The organism is Salmonella sp. SAL00653, assembly GCF_046552515.1.
GTDB classification, from domain to species: Bacteria; Pseudomonadota; Gammaproteobacteria; order Enterobacterales; family Enterobacteriaceae; genus Salmonella; species Salmonella enterica.
In genome coordinates, this window is the sequence record NZ_JBGDTY010000001.1 from 237,029 (window position 1) to 252,785 (window position 15,757).

17 protein-coding genes and 1 pseudogene are annotated in these 15,757 nt (G+C 52.3%); 11 read left to right on the plus strand and 7 right to left on the minus strand.

Annotated features, from left to right (window positions below):
• Positions 1–106 precede the first annotated feature (106 nt).
• On the plus strand, positions 107–337 hold the full coding sequence (locus tag ACLJRU_RS01195) for a DUF2554 family protein (RefSeq protein WP_000956438.1): 231 nt from the start codon (positions 107–109) through the stop codon (positions 335–337).
• Here the strand turns inward: ACLJRU_RS01195 and ACLJRU_RS01200 are convergent, their stop codons facing one another.
• Positions 338–2,302, minus strand: coding sequence for a peptidase U32 family protein (locus ACLJRU_RS01200; RefSeq protein WP_001249745.1), 1,965 nt, complete (start codon positions 2,300–2,302; stop codon positions 338–340). It abuts the gene before it with no gap.
• A 78-nt stretch (positions 2,303–2,380) separates the two neighbouring features.
• Positions 2,381–2,917: a helix-turn-helix domain-containing protein gene (locus ACLJRU_RS01205; protein WP_000369553.1), complete on the minus strand. Its 537-nt coding sequence runs from the start codon at positions 2,915–2,917 to the stop codon at positions 2,381–2,383.
• A 91-nt stretch (positions 2,918–3,008) separates the two neighbouring features.
• Here ACLJRU_RS01205 and ACLJRU_RS01210 point away from each other — a divergent pair, with 91 nt between their 5' ends.
• Positions 3,009–4,187: a benzoate/H(+) symporter BenE family transporter gene (locus ACLJRU_RS01210; protein ID WP_023234955.1), complete on the plus strand. Its 1,179-nt coding sequence runs from the start codon at positions 3,009–3,011 to the stop codon at positions 4,185–4,187.
• A 53-nt stretch (positions 4,188–4,240) separates the two neighbouring features.
• Here the strand turns inward: ACLJRU_RS01210 and ACLJRU_RS01215 are convergent, their stop codons facing one another.
• The 3 genes from ACLJRU_RS01215 to tehA all read right to left on the minus strand — a co-directional run bounded on the left by ACLJRU_RS01215 (position 4,241) and on the right by tehA (position 6,661).
• On the minus strand, positions 4,241–4,909 hold the full coding sequence (locus ACLJRU_RS01215) for a DUF3313 domain-containing protein (RefSeq protein WP_001259025.1): 669 nt from the start codon (positions 4,907–4,909) through the stop codon (positions 4,241–4,243).
• A 155-nt stretch (positions 4,910–5,064) separates the two neighbouring features.
• Positions 5,065–5,661 carry a tellurite resistance methyltransferase TehB gene (tehB, locus tag ACLJRU_RS01220; protein ID WP_000218276.1) on the minus strand — a complete coding sequence of 199 codons (597 nt, stop codon included), beginning with the start codon at positions 5,659–5,661 and terminating at the stop codon, positions 5,065–5,067.
• Positions 5,648–6,661 carry a dicarboxylate transporter/tellurite-resistance protein TehA gene (tehA, locus tag ACLJRU_RS01225; protein WP_001540081.1) on the minus strand — a complete coding sequence of 338 codons (1,014 nt, stop codon included), beginning with the start codon at positions 6,659–6,661 and terminating at the stop codon, positions 5,648–5,650. Before tehA ends, tehB begins: the two co-directional genes overlap by 14 nt.
• A 106-nt stretch (positions 6,662–6,767) precedes the next feature.
• On the opposite strand from tehA, the pseudogene ydcK reads away from it, so the two are divergent.
• Positions 6,768–7,749 (plus strand): annotated as a pseudogene (gene ydcK, locus ACLJRU_RS01230) (YdcK family protein).
• Here ydcK and rimL read toward each other — a convergent pair.
• On the minus strand, positions 7,746–8,285 hold the full coding sequence (rimL, locus tag ACLJRU_RS01235) for a 50S ribosomal protein L7/L12-serine acetyltransferase (protein ID WP_000229307.1): 540 nt from the start codon (positions 8,283–8,285) through the stop codon (positions 7,746–7,748). The pseudogene ydcK and the gene rimL overlap by 4 nt on opposite strands.
• 216 nt (positions 8,286–8,501) lie before the next feature.
• On the opposite strand from rimL, the gene ACLJRU_RS01240 reads away from it, so the two are divergent.
• The 8 genes from ACLJRU_RS01240 (at position 8,502) to aac(6') (ending at position 14,499) form a co-directional block, all read left to right on the plus strand.
• Positions 8,502–9,620, plus strand: a complete 1,119-nt coding sequence (locus tag ACLJRU_RS01240; protein ID WP_000144624.1) for a M42 family metallopeptidase — start codon at positions 8,502–8,504, stop codon at positions 9,618–9,620.
• Positions 9,617–9,898, plus strand: a complete 282-nt coding sequence (gene sgcB, locus ACLJRU_RS01245) for a PTS sugar transporter subunit IIB SgcB (protein ID WP_000976132.1) — start codon at positions 9,617–9,619, stop codon at positions 9,896–9,898. The genes ACLJRU_RS01240 and sgcB overlap by 4 nt, the downstream gene beginning before the upstream one ends.
• Positions 9,899–9,908: 10 nt before the next feature.
• A complete protein-coding gene (sgcC, locus tag ACLJRU_RS01250) occupies positions 9,909–11,222 on the plus strand; it encodes a PTS sugar transporter subunit IIC SgcC (RefSeq protein ID WP_000460838.1) in 1,314 nt (437 codons plus the stop codon).
• A gap of 13 nt (positions 11,223–11,235) precedes the next feature.
• Complete coding sequence (gene sgcQ, locus ACLJRU_RS01255; RefSeq protein ID WP_000118621.1) at positions 11,236–12,042, plus strand: BtpA family protein SgcQ; 807 nt, start codon at positions 11,236–11,238, stop codon at positions 12,040–12,042.
• A 131-nt stretch (positions 12,043–12,173) separates the two neighbouring features.
• Positions 12,174–12,611 (plus strand): SgcA family PTS sugar transporter subunit IIA, encoded by a 438-nt coding sequence (sgcA, locus tag ACLJRU_RS01260; protein ID WP_000606454.1) that lies wholly within the window; start codon positions 12,174–12,176, stop codon positions 12,609–12,611.
• An 11-nt stretch (positions 12,612–12,622) separates the two neighbouring features.
• Positions 12,623–13,255, plus strand: coding sequence for a ribulose-phosphate 3 epimerase family protein (locus ACLJRU_RS01265; RefSeq protein WP_000600608.1), 633 nt, complete (start codon positions 12,623–12,625; stop codon positions 13,253–13,255).
• 15 nt (positions 13,256–13,270) lie between these two features.
• Positions 13,271–14,062: a DeoR/GlpR family DNA-binding transcription regulator gene (locus tag ACLJRU_RS01270; protein WP_001540086.1), complete on the plus strand. Its 792-nt coding sequence runs from the start codon at positions 13,271–13,273 to the stop codon at positions 14,060–14,062.
• A complete protein-coding gene (gene aac(6') / locus ACLJRU_RS01275; protein ID WP_001540089.1) occupies positions 14,062–14,499 on the plus strand; it encodes a cryptic aminoglycoside N-acetyltransferase AAC(6')-Iy/Iaa in 438 nt (145 codons plus the stop codon). Before ACLJRU_RS01270 ends, aac(6') begins: the two co-directional genes overlap by 1 nt.
• Positions 14,500–14,545: 46 nt before the next feature.
• Here the strand turns inward: aac(6') and ACLJRU_RS01280 are convergent, their stop codons facing one another.
• The gene (locus ACLJRU_RS01280; RefSeq protein ID WP_023234957.1) at positions 14,546–15,748 is read right to left on the minus strand and encodes a lactate oxidase; all 1,203 of its coding nucleotides are present in this window, start codon (positions 15,746–15,748) and stop codon (positions 14,546–14,548) included.
• Positions 15,749–15,757: the final 9 nt, after the last annotated feature.

Here is a 15,757-nt window from a genome sequence, read left to right on the forward strand (position 1 = left end):
TTATCGCACTTATTGACAAACCGTTTTCGCTAATTTGAAGTGTTGAATAATAACTCAAAGAAATTATTGGCATCATAGCCTCACGACGTAACTGGAAGGTGGCATGATGCTTACAAAAACGTTATCAGTAGTTTTACTGACCTGTGCGCTGTTTTCAGGCCAGTTACTGGCGAAACAGCAAGACCACGCATTCGTATGGTTTGCGACGGGAGGGCACCAGCTTAGACACGAAGCCGACAGCGATGAATTACGGGCGGCAGCGGAAGAATCCGCGGAAGGCTTGCGCGAGCACCACAACTGGCAGAAATCGCGCAAACCAGAGAGCTATTTTCGTTAATTAAACGCCCCTGCGCTTCGGCAGCGTTTTCATCAGCGCTTCAGGGCTCACTGAAGCGACAACGCTGCCGGGCTGGGGCATTTTTAAGATGTGGTTTTTAATTTTGCCAATGACATGCATTTCGCAAGGGCGGCAGTCGAATTTTAGCGTCAGTACCTCATCGCCATGCACCAACTGCATCGGCGTGGCTTTCCAGCTCTTAATATTTCCTTTCGCCTGCTTTGGACAAAGGTTGAACGCAAAACGCAGGCAGTGTTTGGTGATCATGACCGGTACCTCGCCCTTCTCCTGATGCGCCTCATAGGCCGCATCAATCAATTGTACGCCGTAACGGTGATAAAATTCCCGTGCTTTGTGGTTGTAGACATTAGCGAGAAAGCTGAGATGCGTTTGCGGATAGACCGGCGCAGGCTGCGCCACGGGTTTCCGACGACCTCGTTGATAATGGGCCAGCCGCGCCGCGTCAAGCATATCAATCGCCTCCCGACGGAACTGATTGAGCAGGCTATTTGGCACGAACAACGCCGCCGGTAATGTCACCTGCATATCACGCGCGTAGTAAGGCGTCTGTCCCAGCTTCGCCAGTCCGGCTTTTAGGTTATTCAACGCTTTTTCAGAGTTGTTGGCTTCCTCAAATACCCCGTCAAGCGTATGCGTGATGCAGACACCGTCTTCACTGGTCAGCGTCAGAATAAGCTGTTCCTGCCAGCCGCCCAGCATGATATCAACCGCCACACGGCGCTCACTGGAGGTTTTTGTCAGCGCTTGCTGCCAGTTATGGTCCAGATTACGATTCAACGGATGATGCGGACGGACTTTATGCAGGTCGGCAGGCATATCATTTGGCCAAACGCGGTAGCGGTTATGACCGGTTTTCTCCACCGTATTGGCGCGAAAACCCACCACTTCACGCTTAATCAACACGTTCAGACCATCGCCATTCGCCAACGGCTCCGTCGCTTCTACGTCGAGATAATCCTTCGCCACATTCAGCACCTCGCCTACCGGCAAGCCAATAAATTTTGGTGAATCAAATGCGCCAATATCACCTTTACGCGCGTTAACAAAATAGTCGGTGCTGCCGCGATGGAAGGTTTTTTCCGTGGAGGGAACAAAAAAATGCTCGGTCCGACCAACCGATGCACGCGCCAGATCGCCACGTTGCTCGATAATCGCGTCCAGCATCTGACGATAATGCGCGGTGATGTTTTTGACATAGCTCATGTCTTTATAGCGCCCTTCAATCTTGAAGGAACGTACGCCTGCATCGATCAACGCGCCGAGGTTAGCCGTTTGGTCGTTATCTTTCATCGATAGCAAATGTTTTTCGTAAGAGACCACCCGCCCCTGATCGTCTTTTAACGTATACGGTAAGCGACAGGCTTGCGAACAGTCGCCCCGATTGGCGCTGCGCCCGGTTTGCGCATGAGAGATATAACACTGCCCAGAATAAGCGACACACAGCGCGCCATGAATGAAGAACTCAATCGTGGCGTCAGTAGCCTGATGAATAGCCGCTATCTGACTCAAATTAAGCTCGCGCGCCAGTACAATCTGTGAAAAACCGACATCGGCAAGAAACTTCGCTTTTTCCACGCTGCGAATATCACACTGTGTACTGGCGTGAAGCTCAATCGGCGGGATATCCAGTTCCAGAATGCCCATATCCTGCACAATCAGCGCATCCACCCCGGTGTCGTACAAATCGGTGATTAACCGCTGCGCGGGCTCCAGCTCATCATCATGCAGGATAGTATTCAGCGTGACAAAAATCCTGGCGCCATAACGGTGAGCAAACGGAACCAGATCGGCGATATCGCGCAGACTGTTACTGGCGTTATGACGTGCGCCAAAACCGGGTCCGCCGATGTAGACGGCATCTGCGCCATGCAAAATCGCTTCGCGAGCAATTGCGGCGTCACGGGCCGGACTTAACAATTCGAGATAGTGAGGTTGCTGACGCATACAGTCTTTCTTATCCAATAGCAGCGAAATGGCGGCTATTGTAGTCAGAAGCGCAAACTAACGAAATAGTTTTCCCGCTTAACCACGCGGGTAATGGATCAGCGAGTGAAAATGAACCGTCTGGTCACTGCTATTGCGATAGGTATGCGCCATATCACCGGCAAAACGCAATCCTTTACCGGCGTCTATGGTTTGCCATACCCCACCAGTACACATGTCCAGCCGACCCTGAATCACCACCACATGTTCGACAACGCCGGCTTTATGCGGCGTTGATTCGCTGACCGCGCCAGGCGCCAGCAATAGGGAAAAATAGTCAAAACAGAGTTCAGGATCCCATGGAAACAACGGTGTGATTACCATCGCTTGCTGCTGGGGATCGAAGGTCGGAGGAAATTCGGCCTGCGGCGGCGAAATAAACACTGAGAATGGAACGTTCAGGCCCGTCGCAATTTTCCACAGCGTTGCGACTGTCGGACTGGATTCATTACGCTCTATCTGCCCCAACATGGCTTTTGAGACGCCGGAGATCTCCGCCAGACGCGATAAACTCCAGCCTCGCTGATGGCGTAACGTTCTTAACGTGGTCGCCAGATAGTGTGTCAGGTTATCCATTTTCCCCCCCTGTAAGGCCATAGCGTATCACTTGTACGCTATAACGCACAATGCTACATTGACTGACCGTTATAACGCACAAGAGGCGATCATGCGTCTGTTATCACTGCCGTTACCTACTGTATTATCTGGTCTGGTCGCCGTTCTGGTCGGCTATGCAAGTTCCGCCGCCATTATCTGGCAGGCGGCGCTTGCCGCTGGCGCAACACCCGCAGAGATCGCCGGCTGGATGACCGCCCTCGGTATAGCCATGGGCATAAGCACACTAACGTTAACTTTGTGGTATCGTGCGCCGGTTTTAACCGCCTGGTCAACGCCTGGCGCCGCTCTGTTGGTAACAGGGCTTCAGGGATTATCGTTGCCAGACGCCGTGGGCATATTCATTGTCGCCAATGCCCTGATTGTGCTGTGCGGCGTCACGGGATTGTTTGCGCGTTTGATGCGGATAATCCCCCATTCTCTTGCCGCCGCAATGCTGGCGGGAATACTGCTACGCTTCGGCCTGCAGGCGTTCGGGACGCTCAACGGAGAGTTTGTCATGTGCGGCGGTATGCTATTGGCGTGGCTACTCTTTAAAGTATTCGCGCCTCGCTATGCCGTTATTGCTGCCATGGTAATGGGAATAACGGTGGCGCTCATCCAGGGTAAGGTGGCGATGAGCGGTATTCATTTCGCGCCGGTGTGGCCCACCTTCGTTCCCCCCCACTTTTCATTCGCTCAAAGCCTGAGCGTCGCGGTACCGCTCTTCCTGGTGACGATGGCATCGCAAAACGCCCCCGGCGTCGCCACAATGAAGGCGTCTGGCTATCAGCTTCCTGTCTCTCCGTTAATGATTTTTACCGGATTGCTGGCGCTGCTGCTTTCGCCATTTGGCGTTTATTCTATCTGCATTGCCGCCATTACAGCCGCCATTTGTCAAAGCCCGGACGCACACCCCGATCCAACGCGTCGCTGGTTAGCGGTCGCCGCCGCAGGCGTTTTTTATTTACTTGCCGGGTGGTTTGGCGGTTCGATAACCGCGCTGATGGTCGCCCTGCCGGTTAGCTGGGTGCAAATGCTGGCTGGTCTGGCACTGTTAAGTACGATTAGCGGTAGCCTGTATCAGGCGCTTACCCACGAAAGTGAGCGTGACGCGGCAGTTATCGCATTTCTCGTCACCGCCAGCGGGCTAACGCTGATGGGCATCGGATCGGCATTCGGGGGGTTGATCGCTGGCGGAATAGGCTACGCAGTATTAACGAGAACGCGCCGCACATCGTTGTCTGGCTGATGGTGACCGCTAATCTGCCGGGGTTTGCGCCATCTTGCGATGGCGCCGCAGAATTATTTTTTGTTAACGTCAAACATAGAGGTATCCGTCGCCATATCATCCACGACCTGTTTCAACGTCTCAAACGCCATTGGCGTACTGGAGTTACTCAAGTCTTTACCTTCACCCTGGCGTACTACCTTGACGACCGGCTTGTTGGTCGCGGCATCTATCAGCTCACCTTCAAAATAGAGGTGGGTATCCATGGTCCGGTGGCCCGTCGCCATTTGCGTGCCCGCCACAATCAGCGCTACAGGGATCACCTCATAGAATTGCAGCCCTTCTTTGCTGGTATCCACGCCCGTAATCGCCCCGCGGAAAATCAAACTGCGCGGCCCTGGCGTCGTGACCAGCGGTTTGCGCTGTTCAATTGCTGATTTTACTTTAGTGTTCGTATAAGCCAGCAGTTTATCAAGAACTTGCTGCCCGACCTGGGTCGTTGGTTTGGGGACGGGATAGTATGTTATCGGATTGTAAACAATACTATCATAGTTAGAGTCATTGAAATGTGGATCTACCCAGCGCAACACCGGTTTTCCCGTGGCGGAGGTAGTTTCCTGCAGGTCCGAATAATTTTTTAAGAATCCAGAATACTTATCCGGCTGTGTGACTTTGGACGCACAGCCGGATAACGCCAGCAAGCCAGTAAGCACTGCAACTTTAAATAAAGTATGAGTACGCATGAAACGATCCCTTTAGTCTTCGCAATGATGCAAAGGAAATAATAGCAAAACGAAATCATTCTGGATGCACTAAAAATGGTAACGACAGCACAATTTGAACGCGGCGCCCGACAAAAAAATGCCGAACGCTGCGAGACTTACAGAACTTGCATCGCTCAGGCCGTTTTTCTCGCCAGCATCGTAGCAAAGCGCAGTTTGATACGGTTGCCGTTTTCGTCCGTGCGGTGAAGCTCGCCGACATCTTCGTTGTATTTCAGCATGTCCCATCCTTCGTAATAGCGGCGTAATTCGCCTTCTTTAAAAGCGAACGGGAATCCCACCGTACAGGGAAAGTCCGGCGTATCCATTGCCGCAACAATCAAATTATACCCGCCGGGTTTTGTGCAGCGTTGCATATTGGCAATTAAACCGGGAATGGTTTGCGCCTCAAGAAACATCATAACCACCGTCGAGAGAATAAAATCGTACTCGCCGTCAAAGGTCAATGTATTCAGATCGACAATGTCGGTTTGCAGATTATCCAGCCCTTCTGCCGCTTTAATACGCTCAAGGTTAGCCATACTGGCCGGATTTTTATCCCACGCGGTAACGTCATAACCGTTCGCGGCCAGATACAGACTATTACGGCCATTGCCACATCCCAAATCCAACGTTCGACCCGGCGCGACAACCTTTGCCGCCGCCAGCACATCCGAATGCGTGCGGGTTAATCCGTATTTCTCAGTAAAATAATTTTCGTCACGAACGGTCATTTTTTTCCTCCGTTTTCAACAGTGCAGCGCGCTCAGTGCGAATAAGCAACGTCCCCTGCACCAGCAATAGAAATGTACGAACCAGCAATAAGGCGATAATAGCGTTAGTGAAAATAAACAGCGGGACGGCCAGAATATGGAAAAGCCCTGATTCACTACCGTGACCAAGATGTAACCCCGTGGTCGCCAGCGCGGAAACGCCGAACGAAAAACTCCAGAAGGAAGCATTAAACGGTTGTGATAAATACCAGGGCATTAATCGCAGCATAAATAAAAGCTGTAACAGACCGTAGCCGAATAGCATTTTCGCCAGCGTGTCGCCCTCCCCGCCATTGACGCTCAGCCAGGCGCTACAGGCGACCAGCGCGGGCGCCAGTTGGATACCCAGCGACGTACGCAGCACCGCCGGTAATTCGCCGCAGCTACGCAGTCGCTGCAAAATAACCGGCTCCAGACTTAACCACGAAAAGACGCCTGCGCCTAAAAACACCAGTCCGGCATCATTGTAACCGAGCGCTCCACAGGCCATAGCGCTGATAAAATTATTCGCTACCGTGGGCAGATAAAGTCCTGGGGTTGTCGCTTCTTCCGGATGCGCTCCGCGCCAAAGTCCCGCCGTCTGCCAGGCGGCATACGCCAGTTGTATGACGCCCCCCACGCTGAATAGCGCAACGGCCAACGGGCGATACCAGGGAACGAAACCGATCGCGACCAGCATCGTGGTGGCGGGAAACAGGCTGACAAAACTGCTCATTACCGGATGTCGCACTTCAGCCATCACGCTATGGGGAAAGCGCACCAGACGGCTAAGGAACGCCAGGGTCAAGAGTGCCCAAATAATCATCGCCAGGATCACCATGATGTCGCCGGGCCAGTGGCTTATTCCCCATATCTGGCTGGCATAACGCCAGGCGAATCCCATACCGATAGTACCAAGGACGATGCCAAAATAGCCCGCAGGCAGATTGAGCACGCGATCGCTCTGCTTGTGATTACGCATTTTGTTTAATTTATAAAGTATATTTGAAATGCATTTTATGGAATTTCTGGTTGTTTCGCCAGTACCTTTGCTACGGTTATCTTAATCGTTCACACGGAATTTCCCTATGATCAAATATCGACTGAGTGAAGAACCTCGTGCTTTTACTTATCAGGTAGACGGTGAGAAGAAAAGCGTCTTATTACGACAAGTTATTGCCGTAACGGATTTTAACGATGTTAAAGCCGGAACCTCCGGCGGCTGGGTTGATGCCGATAATGTGCTGTCACAACAGGAGGATTGCTGGATTTATGATGAAAACGCGATGGCCTTTGCGGGCACGGAAATTACGGGTAACGCGCGTATCACGCAGCCGTGCACGCTCTACAATAACGTGCGAATAGGCGATAACGTCTGGATTGATCGCGCTGATATCAGCGATGGCGCACGGATAAGTGACAACGTCACCATTCAGTCCTCTTCCGTGCGCGGAGAGTGTGCGATTTATGGCGATGCCCGCGTGTTAAACCAGTCAGAAATTCTCGCCGTTCAGGGACTAACGCATGAACATGCGCAGATTTTACAAATTTACGATCGCGCCACCGTGAACCATTCGCGGATTGTCCATCAGGTACAGCTTTATGGCGACGCCACTATCACACACGCTTTTATTGAGCACCGGGCGGAGGTCTTTGATTTCGCGCTCATCGAAGGCAACAAAGACAATAATGTCTGGATCTGTGACTGCGCCAAAGTCTATGGCCATGCGCGGGTTATCGCCGGTACAGAGGAAGATGCGATCCCTACCCTTCGCTACAGCTCGCAGGTAGCGGAACACGCGTTAATCGAAGGCAACTGTGTGTTAAAACATCATGTGCTGGTAGGCGGACATGCTGAGGTACGCGGAGGCCCGATTTTACTGGACGACCGCGTGCTGATTGAAAGGCCATGCCTGTATACAGGGCGAAATTCTGATTGAGCGCCAGGTCGAGATTAGCGGACGGGCGGCGGTGATAGCCTTTGACGGCAATACTATTCACCTGCGCGGCCCCAAAGTGATCAATGGCGAGGATCGTATTACGCGTACCCCCTTAGTCGGTTCCCTTTAATCCACATCAATAATGCGGGCATACATATTAACGTCGTGATAGTCGCCGTTAAGATACTCCGCCTGCTTCATACAGCCTTCCAGCGTAAAATGGTTGCGCCGTGCGACTGCGTTACTGGCCTGATTATCAACGCGGCATTTAATGACGAAGCGCCGAATATCGCCGCGCCGGGCATAATGTGTCATCAGCGCCTGTAATGATTGCGACATTATCCCTTGTCCCTGGAGGGACTCATCCAGCCAGTAACCGATATAGGCGGCTTTGTTTACCGGTTCGATGGCATTAAATGAGAGTACGCCCGCCATCTCATTCTGGCAGAAAATCAGGTACATTTTGGCGTAACCACGCTGGTGCAACAGTATATTACCCTGCACATGCTTACGCGTTTCCTCCTGCGACGTGACATATTGCGGCCAGTCGAGCGACTGTTGTAGCCACGCTTTGTTTTTGAGTACCAGTTGGTGCAGCGCCGGAACATGACTTTCATCTGCCGCTCGCAGTTCCAGCGTCGTGCTAACAGGAATAATTTCCACCATCGCGTTGCCCTTCTTCGTTGTTGGTCGTGATCACATAAATAGCCTGGTTTACCGATAACCCGCAGGTGATATGAGCGTTTTTATTGTATCGCCATCACATTATTTTTTATTGGCCATATTTAGCGTATTTCCGCGTGACACATTTCACACTTATCCAACCATTCTCCGCCTATAAAACGCTCAACGACTGATTGTTTTATCACCACGGAGACGCCAATGACCTTTTCTGTGCAGGAAACGCTTTTTTCTTTACTGCGGCTAAACGGGATTTCAGGACATGAAAGCAGTATTGCAAACGTTATGCAGCACGCGTTCGAACAGCAGGCCAAAGACGTCTGGCGGGATCGCTTAGGCAATGTCGTCGCCCGTTATGGCAGCGATAAATCCGACGCGCTTCGCCTGATGATTTTTGCGCATATGGATGAAGTGGGTTTTATGGTACGCAAGATCGAACCCTCCGGTTTTTTACGTTTTGAACGCGTGGGCGGCCCGGCGCAAATTACTATGCCCGGTTCGATTGTGACGCTTGCCGGACGTTCAGGCGATATCATGGGCTGTATCGGTATTAAAGCATATCACTTCGCGAAGGGTGACGAGCGCACCCAGCCACCCGCGCTCGATAAACTCTGGATTGATATCGGCGCAAAAGATAAAGCGGATGCCGAACGAATGGGTATTCAGGTGGGGACGCCAGTAACCCTTTACAACCCGCCGCACTGTCTGGGCAACGACCTGGTGTGCAGTAAGGCGCTGGATGACAGGCTGGGGTGTACGGCGCTACTGGGCGTCGCCGAGGCCCTCGCCTCCACACCGCTTGATATCGCGGTATTCCTGGTCGCGTCGGTACAGGAAGAGTTCAATATTCGCGGTATTATTCCCGTTTTACGACGCGTGCGCCCCGACCTGGCGATTGGTATTGATATCACCCCCTCCTGCGACACGCCTGACCTGCAGGATTACTCAGATGTGCGGGTCAACCACGGCGTCGGCATCACCTGTCTGAACTATCATGGACGCGGTACGTTGGCGGGACTGATTACGCCGCCGCGTTTGCTGCGGATGCTGGAGACCACCGCGCACGAAAATAATATTCCCGTACAGCGTGAAGTCGCGCCAGGCGTCATCACCGAAACAGGCTACATTCAGGTTGAACTGGACGGTATTCCCTGCGCCAGTCTTTCTATTCCCTGCCGCTATACCCACTCGCCAGCCGAAGTCGCCAGCCTGCGCGACCTGACTGATTGTATCCGTTTACTGACTGCGCTGGCCAATATGTCGCCAGAACAGTTTCCCATTGAGCCTGAAACAGGCGCTACACAAGAGGCACGACCATGATGAAAAAGATCCTTGTGGCATGTGGTACCGGCATGTCGACATCAACCATGATTGCACAAAAACTGCAGGACTTTCTTGCGGAGCAAGGCATTGCGGCAACCACGGCGCAATGTTGTCTGAATGAGATCCCGTTGAACTGTAACGGTATGGATCTCATCGTAACGTCCATGCGTACGCACAGTGACTATGGCATCCCGACGCTCAACGGCGCCGCCCTGCTGACAGGCATCAACGACGACGCATTAAAACAAGAAATCAAGGCGCTGTTAACACAATAAAGGGGGCATTATGTTTGATTACATCCTGTCTCTCGGCGGCACCGTCTTTGTGCCCATCATTATGATTATCATCGGCTTAATCTTTCGTATTCCCTGGCTGCAGGCGGTGAAAGCCGGGGTAACGGTCGGCATCGGTTTTGTCGGCATGGGGTTGGTGATCGTCATGGCGATCGACAGTCTCAGTCCGCCGATTAAAGTGATGATTGAGCGTTTTGGCCTGACGCTGCATGTGTTTGACGTCGGCGCCGGGCCCGCATCCGGCGTCGGCTATGCGACGGCCATCGGCGCGATGATCATTCCCGTTATCTTTCTGCTCAACGTCGGTATGCTGGTGACTCGTCTGACCAAAACCATGAACGTTGATATTTATAACTACTGGCACTACGCCATTACCGGAACGGTCGTCCAGTTGATGACCGGCAGTCTGATTTATGGCGTACTGGGCGCGATTTGCCACGCCGCCTTGTCGTTGAAAATGGCCGACTGGACGGCGAAACGGGTACAGAACATTGTGGGTCTGGAAGGGATTTCTATTCCGCAAGGGTATGGCTCCAGCTCCGTGCCGTTGTTCGTATTGCTGGATGTGATATACGAAAAAATACCGTTTATGAAAGGACGCAATATTGATGCTCAGGAGATCCAAAAACGGTATGGGATGGTTGGCGACCCGGTGATCATTGGCGTTGTTCTCGGGCTGATCTTCGGACTTGCCGCAGGCGAAGGCTTTAAAGGGTGCGCAACCTTAATGATTACCGTGGCGGCGATTATGGTGCTGTTTCCGCGCATGATTCGCCTTATCGTTGAGGGATTAATGCCCATTTCCGACGGCGCGCGTAAGTTCTTCCAGAAACACTTTAAAGGGCGCGAAGTCTTTATCGGTCTGGATACCGCAGTGACGTTAGGCCACCCGACCACCATCGCGGTTGGACTGCTGTTAATTCCCATCATGTTAATTCTGGCGAGCATACTGCCGGGCAATAAAGTCCTGCCGCTGGCTGATTTACCGGTTGCGCCGTTTTTTATCTGCATGGCCACGGTTATTCATCGCGGCGATCTGATTCGTACTCTGCTCAGCGGCATCATTGTCATGATTACCGTTTTGCTGATCGCCACCCAGTTCGCACCGTACTTTACCGATATGGCGCTCAAAGGCGGCTTTAGCTTCGCCGCTGAAAACGCGCAAATTACCGCGCTGTCGGTGGGAAATATGTTTGGCTGGTCAATATCTGAATTGATGTCGCTGGGCATGATTGGCGTGGTTATTGTGGTCGGCATTGTCGCCAGCATCATACTTGTCTTACGTAAACGTGAACTACCGGAATAAGGAGCAACCCAGAATGAGTTGGCTAAAAGAGGTAATAGGAACAGAAAAAGCCGTTATCGCCATGTGCCATTTACGGGCGCTGCCGGGCGATCCCGGGTTCGATACCAGGAAAGGCATGAACTGGGTAATTGACCGCGCCCATGACGATTTAATGGCGCTACAAAATGGCGGCGTGGATGCGGTGATGTTCTCCAACGAATTTAGTCTGCCTTATTTAACGAAAGTCAGACCGGAAACGACCACCGCGATGGCAAGAATCATCGGTCAGTTAATGAGTAAAATTCGCGTACCGTTTGGGGTAAACGTGTTGTGGGACCCTGTGGCCTCGTTTGATTTGGCAATGGCGACCGACGCAAAATTTATTCGCGAAATTTTCACCGGCGCTTACGCCAGCGATTTTGGCGTCTGGGATACGAATGTCGGCGAAACCATTCGCCATCAGCATCGCATCGGCGCAGGCCACGTGAAAACGTTGTTTAACATCGTTCCGGAAGCGGCGGTTTATCTGGGAAACCGCGATGTCTGTTCAATTGCGAAATCGACCGTATTTAACAATAACCCCGATGCCCTGTGCGTCTCGGGGCTGACGGCGGGCGCTCGCACGGATAGCGCCATACTGAAGCGAGTAAAAGAGACCGTCCCCGACACGGTCGTGCTGGCGAATACCGGGGTGTGTCTGGAAAACGTCGAGGAGCAGCTCTGCATTGCCGACGGATGCGTAACGGCAACCACGTTTAAAAAAGACGGCGTCTTCGCCAACTTTGTCGACCAGGCGCGCGTGGCGAAGTTTATGGAGAAAGTACGCCATATCCGACAATAAAATGGGGATAAGCAAAACGCTTATCCCCTGCAGAGAGCGATAACTCTTCTGCCGATCTCCGTCGCCTTCGCCAAAAGACACGCCGGGGATCGGTTCCAGAGTAACCCGAACCGGCAAGGAGTCAACGATCGATGATTAATGATGTTAAGTGGGTTCAGGCGCAACGCCATGCCAGCGACTGGCGACACGCGCTGGATATCGCCGTTCGTCCGCTGATTACGTTCGGCGCGGCGGCCCCCTGCTACCTGGACGGTATTATTGAGAACACCCTTAAATGGGGGCCATATTATCTTATCGCGCCGGGGATTGCGCTGCCCCATGCCAGACCAGAGCAAGGCGCTAACCATAATCAAATCAGCGTCACTACGTTAGCAACGCCGGTCGCTTTCGGCAATGCGGATTGCGATCCCATCTGGCTGTTGCTTTGCGCCAGCGCCACGGATGCCGAAGCACATATTCGCACCATTCAACGCATCAGCCAGTGGCTCGACTCGCCGGAAAGCGTCGCGATGCTGCAAGATGCGCCAAATGACGCCGCGCTTTTCGCGCAATTAACCGCATTGCGCTGATGGAGGTTTCGATGATCCTGCACCCTTCACTGGCCTCCGCCGATCCGCTGCGCTATGCCGAGGCGTTGACCGCTTTACACGATGCGCCCCTCGGCTCGCTGCATCTGGATATCGAAGATACCAGTTTCATCAACAATATTACCTTCGGTATGAAAACCATTCAGGCAGTCGCACAACACACTCGCCATCCGCTCTCATTGCACCTGATGGTCTCATCACCGCAACGTTGGCTACCCTGGCTTGCAGCTATCCGCCCCGGCTGGATTTTCATTCATGCCGAAAGCGTGCAAAACCCCTCGGAGATTCTGGCGGATATTCGCGCTATCGGGGCGAAAGCAGGACTGGCGCTTAACCCGGCAACGCCGCTATTGTCTTATCGTTATCTGGCATTGCAACTGGATGCGCTGATGATCATGACCAGCGAACCCGACGGGCGCGGACAGCAATTTATCGCCACGATGTGTGAAAAAGTGAGCCAGAGCAGAGAGCATTTCCCTGCTGCGGAATGCTGGGCGGACGGCGGTATTACACTTCGCGCCGCACGGCTGCTTGCCGCCGCAGGCGCACAGCATCTGGTGATTGGCCGGGCGTTGTTCACGACGGCGAACTATGATGTGACGTTGTCACAATTCACCGCGCTATAAAGGAGTCATATGCTGATGAGCCAACAGCGCCCCGACCGTATCAAACAGATGTTGCATTACCTTTGGCAACACAGGCACCTCTCAACACAACAAGCTATTGAGCTTTTTGGCTATGCAGAGGCAACCGTGCGCCGGGATTTTCACTATATTGCCAGCTGTTATCCCGGAATGGTTCGCGGCCATGGTTGTATTGACTTCGACGACAGTACGGAAGATAAAGAATATGTTTTCGACGTTAAGCGAACGTTACAAAGCGAGGCGAAACGCGAAATCGCCGCCCTCGCCCGCACGTTCATCAAGGATGGAGACTGCTTTTTTCTCGACTCCGGCTCCACCTGTCTGGAACTGGCAAAATGTCTGGTCGACGCCAAAGTAAAAGTCATTTGCAATGACATCAAAATCGCTAATGAACTGGGTGGCTTCCCACACGTAGAGAGTTACATTATCGGCGGACTGATTCGCCCCGGTTACTTTTCGGTGGGCGAGAGTCTGGCGCTGGAGATGATTAACGCCTTTGCCGTTGAACGCACCTTTATCTCCTGCGATGCGCTGTCGATTGAAACGGGCATCACCAACGCTACGATGTTTGAAGTAGGCGTCAAAACGCGCATTATTCAGCGCTCACGCGAGGTCATATTGATGGCCGATCATTCAAAGTTTGATACTGTAGAGCCCCATGCGGTGGCGACGCTGTCCTGTATTACTACCATTCTTAGCGACAGTGCGCTCCCGTCTGCTATCGCCCGACGTTATCAGCAGGCGGGATGCCGTCTCATCATGTCAGACCCCTCATCAGGAGCACGTTAATGGACATCAGGCAAATGAACAGAACCCATCTGGATCACTGGCGCGGATTGCGAAAACAGCTCTGGCCTGGTCACCCGGATGACGCCCATCTTGCGGACGGCGAAGAAATTCTGCAAGCCGATCATTTGGCATCATTTGTTGCGATGGCAGACGGGGGGGCGATTGGCTTTGCGGATGCCTCAATCCGCCACGATTATGTCAATGGCTGTGACAGTTCGCCCGTGGTTTTCCTTGAAGGTATTTTTGTTCTCCCCTCGTTCCGTCAACGCGGCTTAGCGAAACAATTGATTGCAGCGGTGCAACGATGGGGAACGAATAAAGGGTGTCGGGAAATGGCCTCTGATACCACGCCGGAAAATACAATTTCCCAGAAAGTTCACCAGGCGTTAGGATTTGAGGAAACAGAGCGCGTCATTTTCTACCGAAAGCGTTGTTGAGGGAAATCATACAGGAAAAGGTCGGGTATAGTACCCGACCTTTATATTACTGGGGCAGATCTTTTTCAGTTAACAAGCGTGTCGTTTTCACTTGTTCAATATTTCTGGCGCCACCCAACATCATGTTAATTGTCAGCTCTTTGTTTAGCTGTTCAATCACTGATGCCACACCCTGAGCGCCACCAAGATTAAGACCATATAATACAGGCCGGCCAACCGCCACAATATCAGCCCCGCTGGCTAACGCTTTGAATATGTGCGAACCACGGCGTACTCCACTGTCAAAAATAACAGGCACTCGCTTGTTGACGACTTTTGCAATCGCAGGAAGCATGTCGAATGAGGACGGCCCGCTGTCTAATTGACGGCCGCCATGATTAGAAACCCATATTCCTGCGGCCCCGGCCTGGATAGCAATTTCAGCATCCTCCGGCGACTGAATGCCTTTTACGATAACCGGCAGACCGGAAATACGATGTACATAGGCAATATCCTCCGGCGTAAAGGCTTGTTTAGCCTGCGCGTAAATTTCACTTATCCCTGCTCCTTTGCCAGTTTTTGAACCATCGTCATTTTTTCTGGCGAACATTTCCAGGTTTGCAAAACCCAGCGGGAACTGGAAGTTATTTTTAATATCTTCTTCCCGATAACCGCCGACAGGCGAATCTACGGTCAGAACAATCGCTTTAGCGCCATGTTTTACCGCTTGTGCAAAAATAAATTCGTTAAATTGATTATTCTTGCTCATATAAAGCTGGAAGAAGAACGGATTTTTCCCGGAAACGTTAGCCACCTCTTCGATGGTCTTGTTGCCATAGGTGCTCAACGAGAAAATCGAACCGACCTGCGCCATGCCTTTCGCCGTCGCCAACTCTCCGGAGGCGTGGGCCAGGCCCTGCGCCGCCATCGGTGCCTGGATTATAGGCGTTTTAAGCGGAATACCCAGTAGCTGCGTTGATAAATCGATCTCTTTTAACTCAATGCCCTGTAATACGCGCGACATAATATATTTTTTGTCAAAGCTTTCGGTGTTGCTGCGAAGGTTATTCTCATCTTCGGCTCCACCGCGAATATAACCAAATGCCCCTTTCTCCATTCTGGCCTGAACGCGTGCTTCCAGAGAGGCTACGTTCGTCATTTTTATTGCTTTTTCGTCCGTGCTGGCTTTGTACTCTTCAGCATAAGCCAGGCCTGATGTTGCCAACATTACCAGCGAGGCCACTACCCGAATGAGGTGATGAGTTTTCATCATTATTCC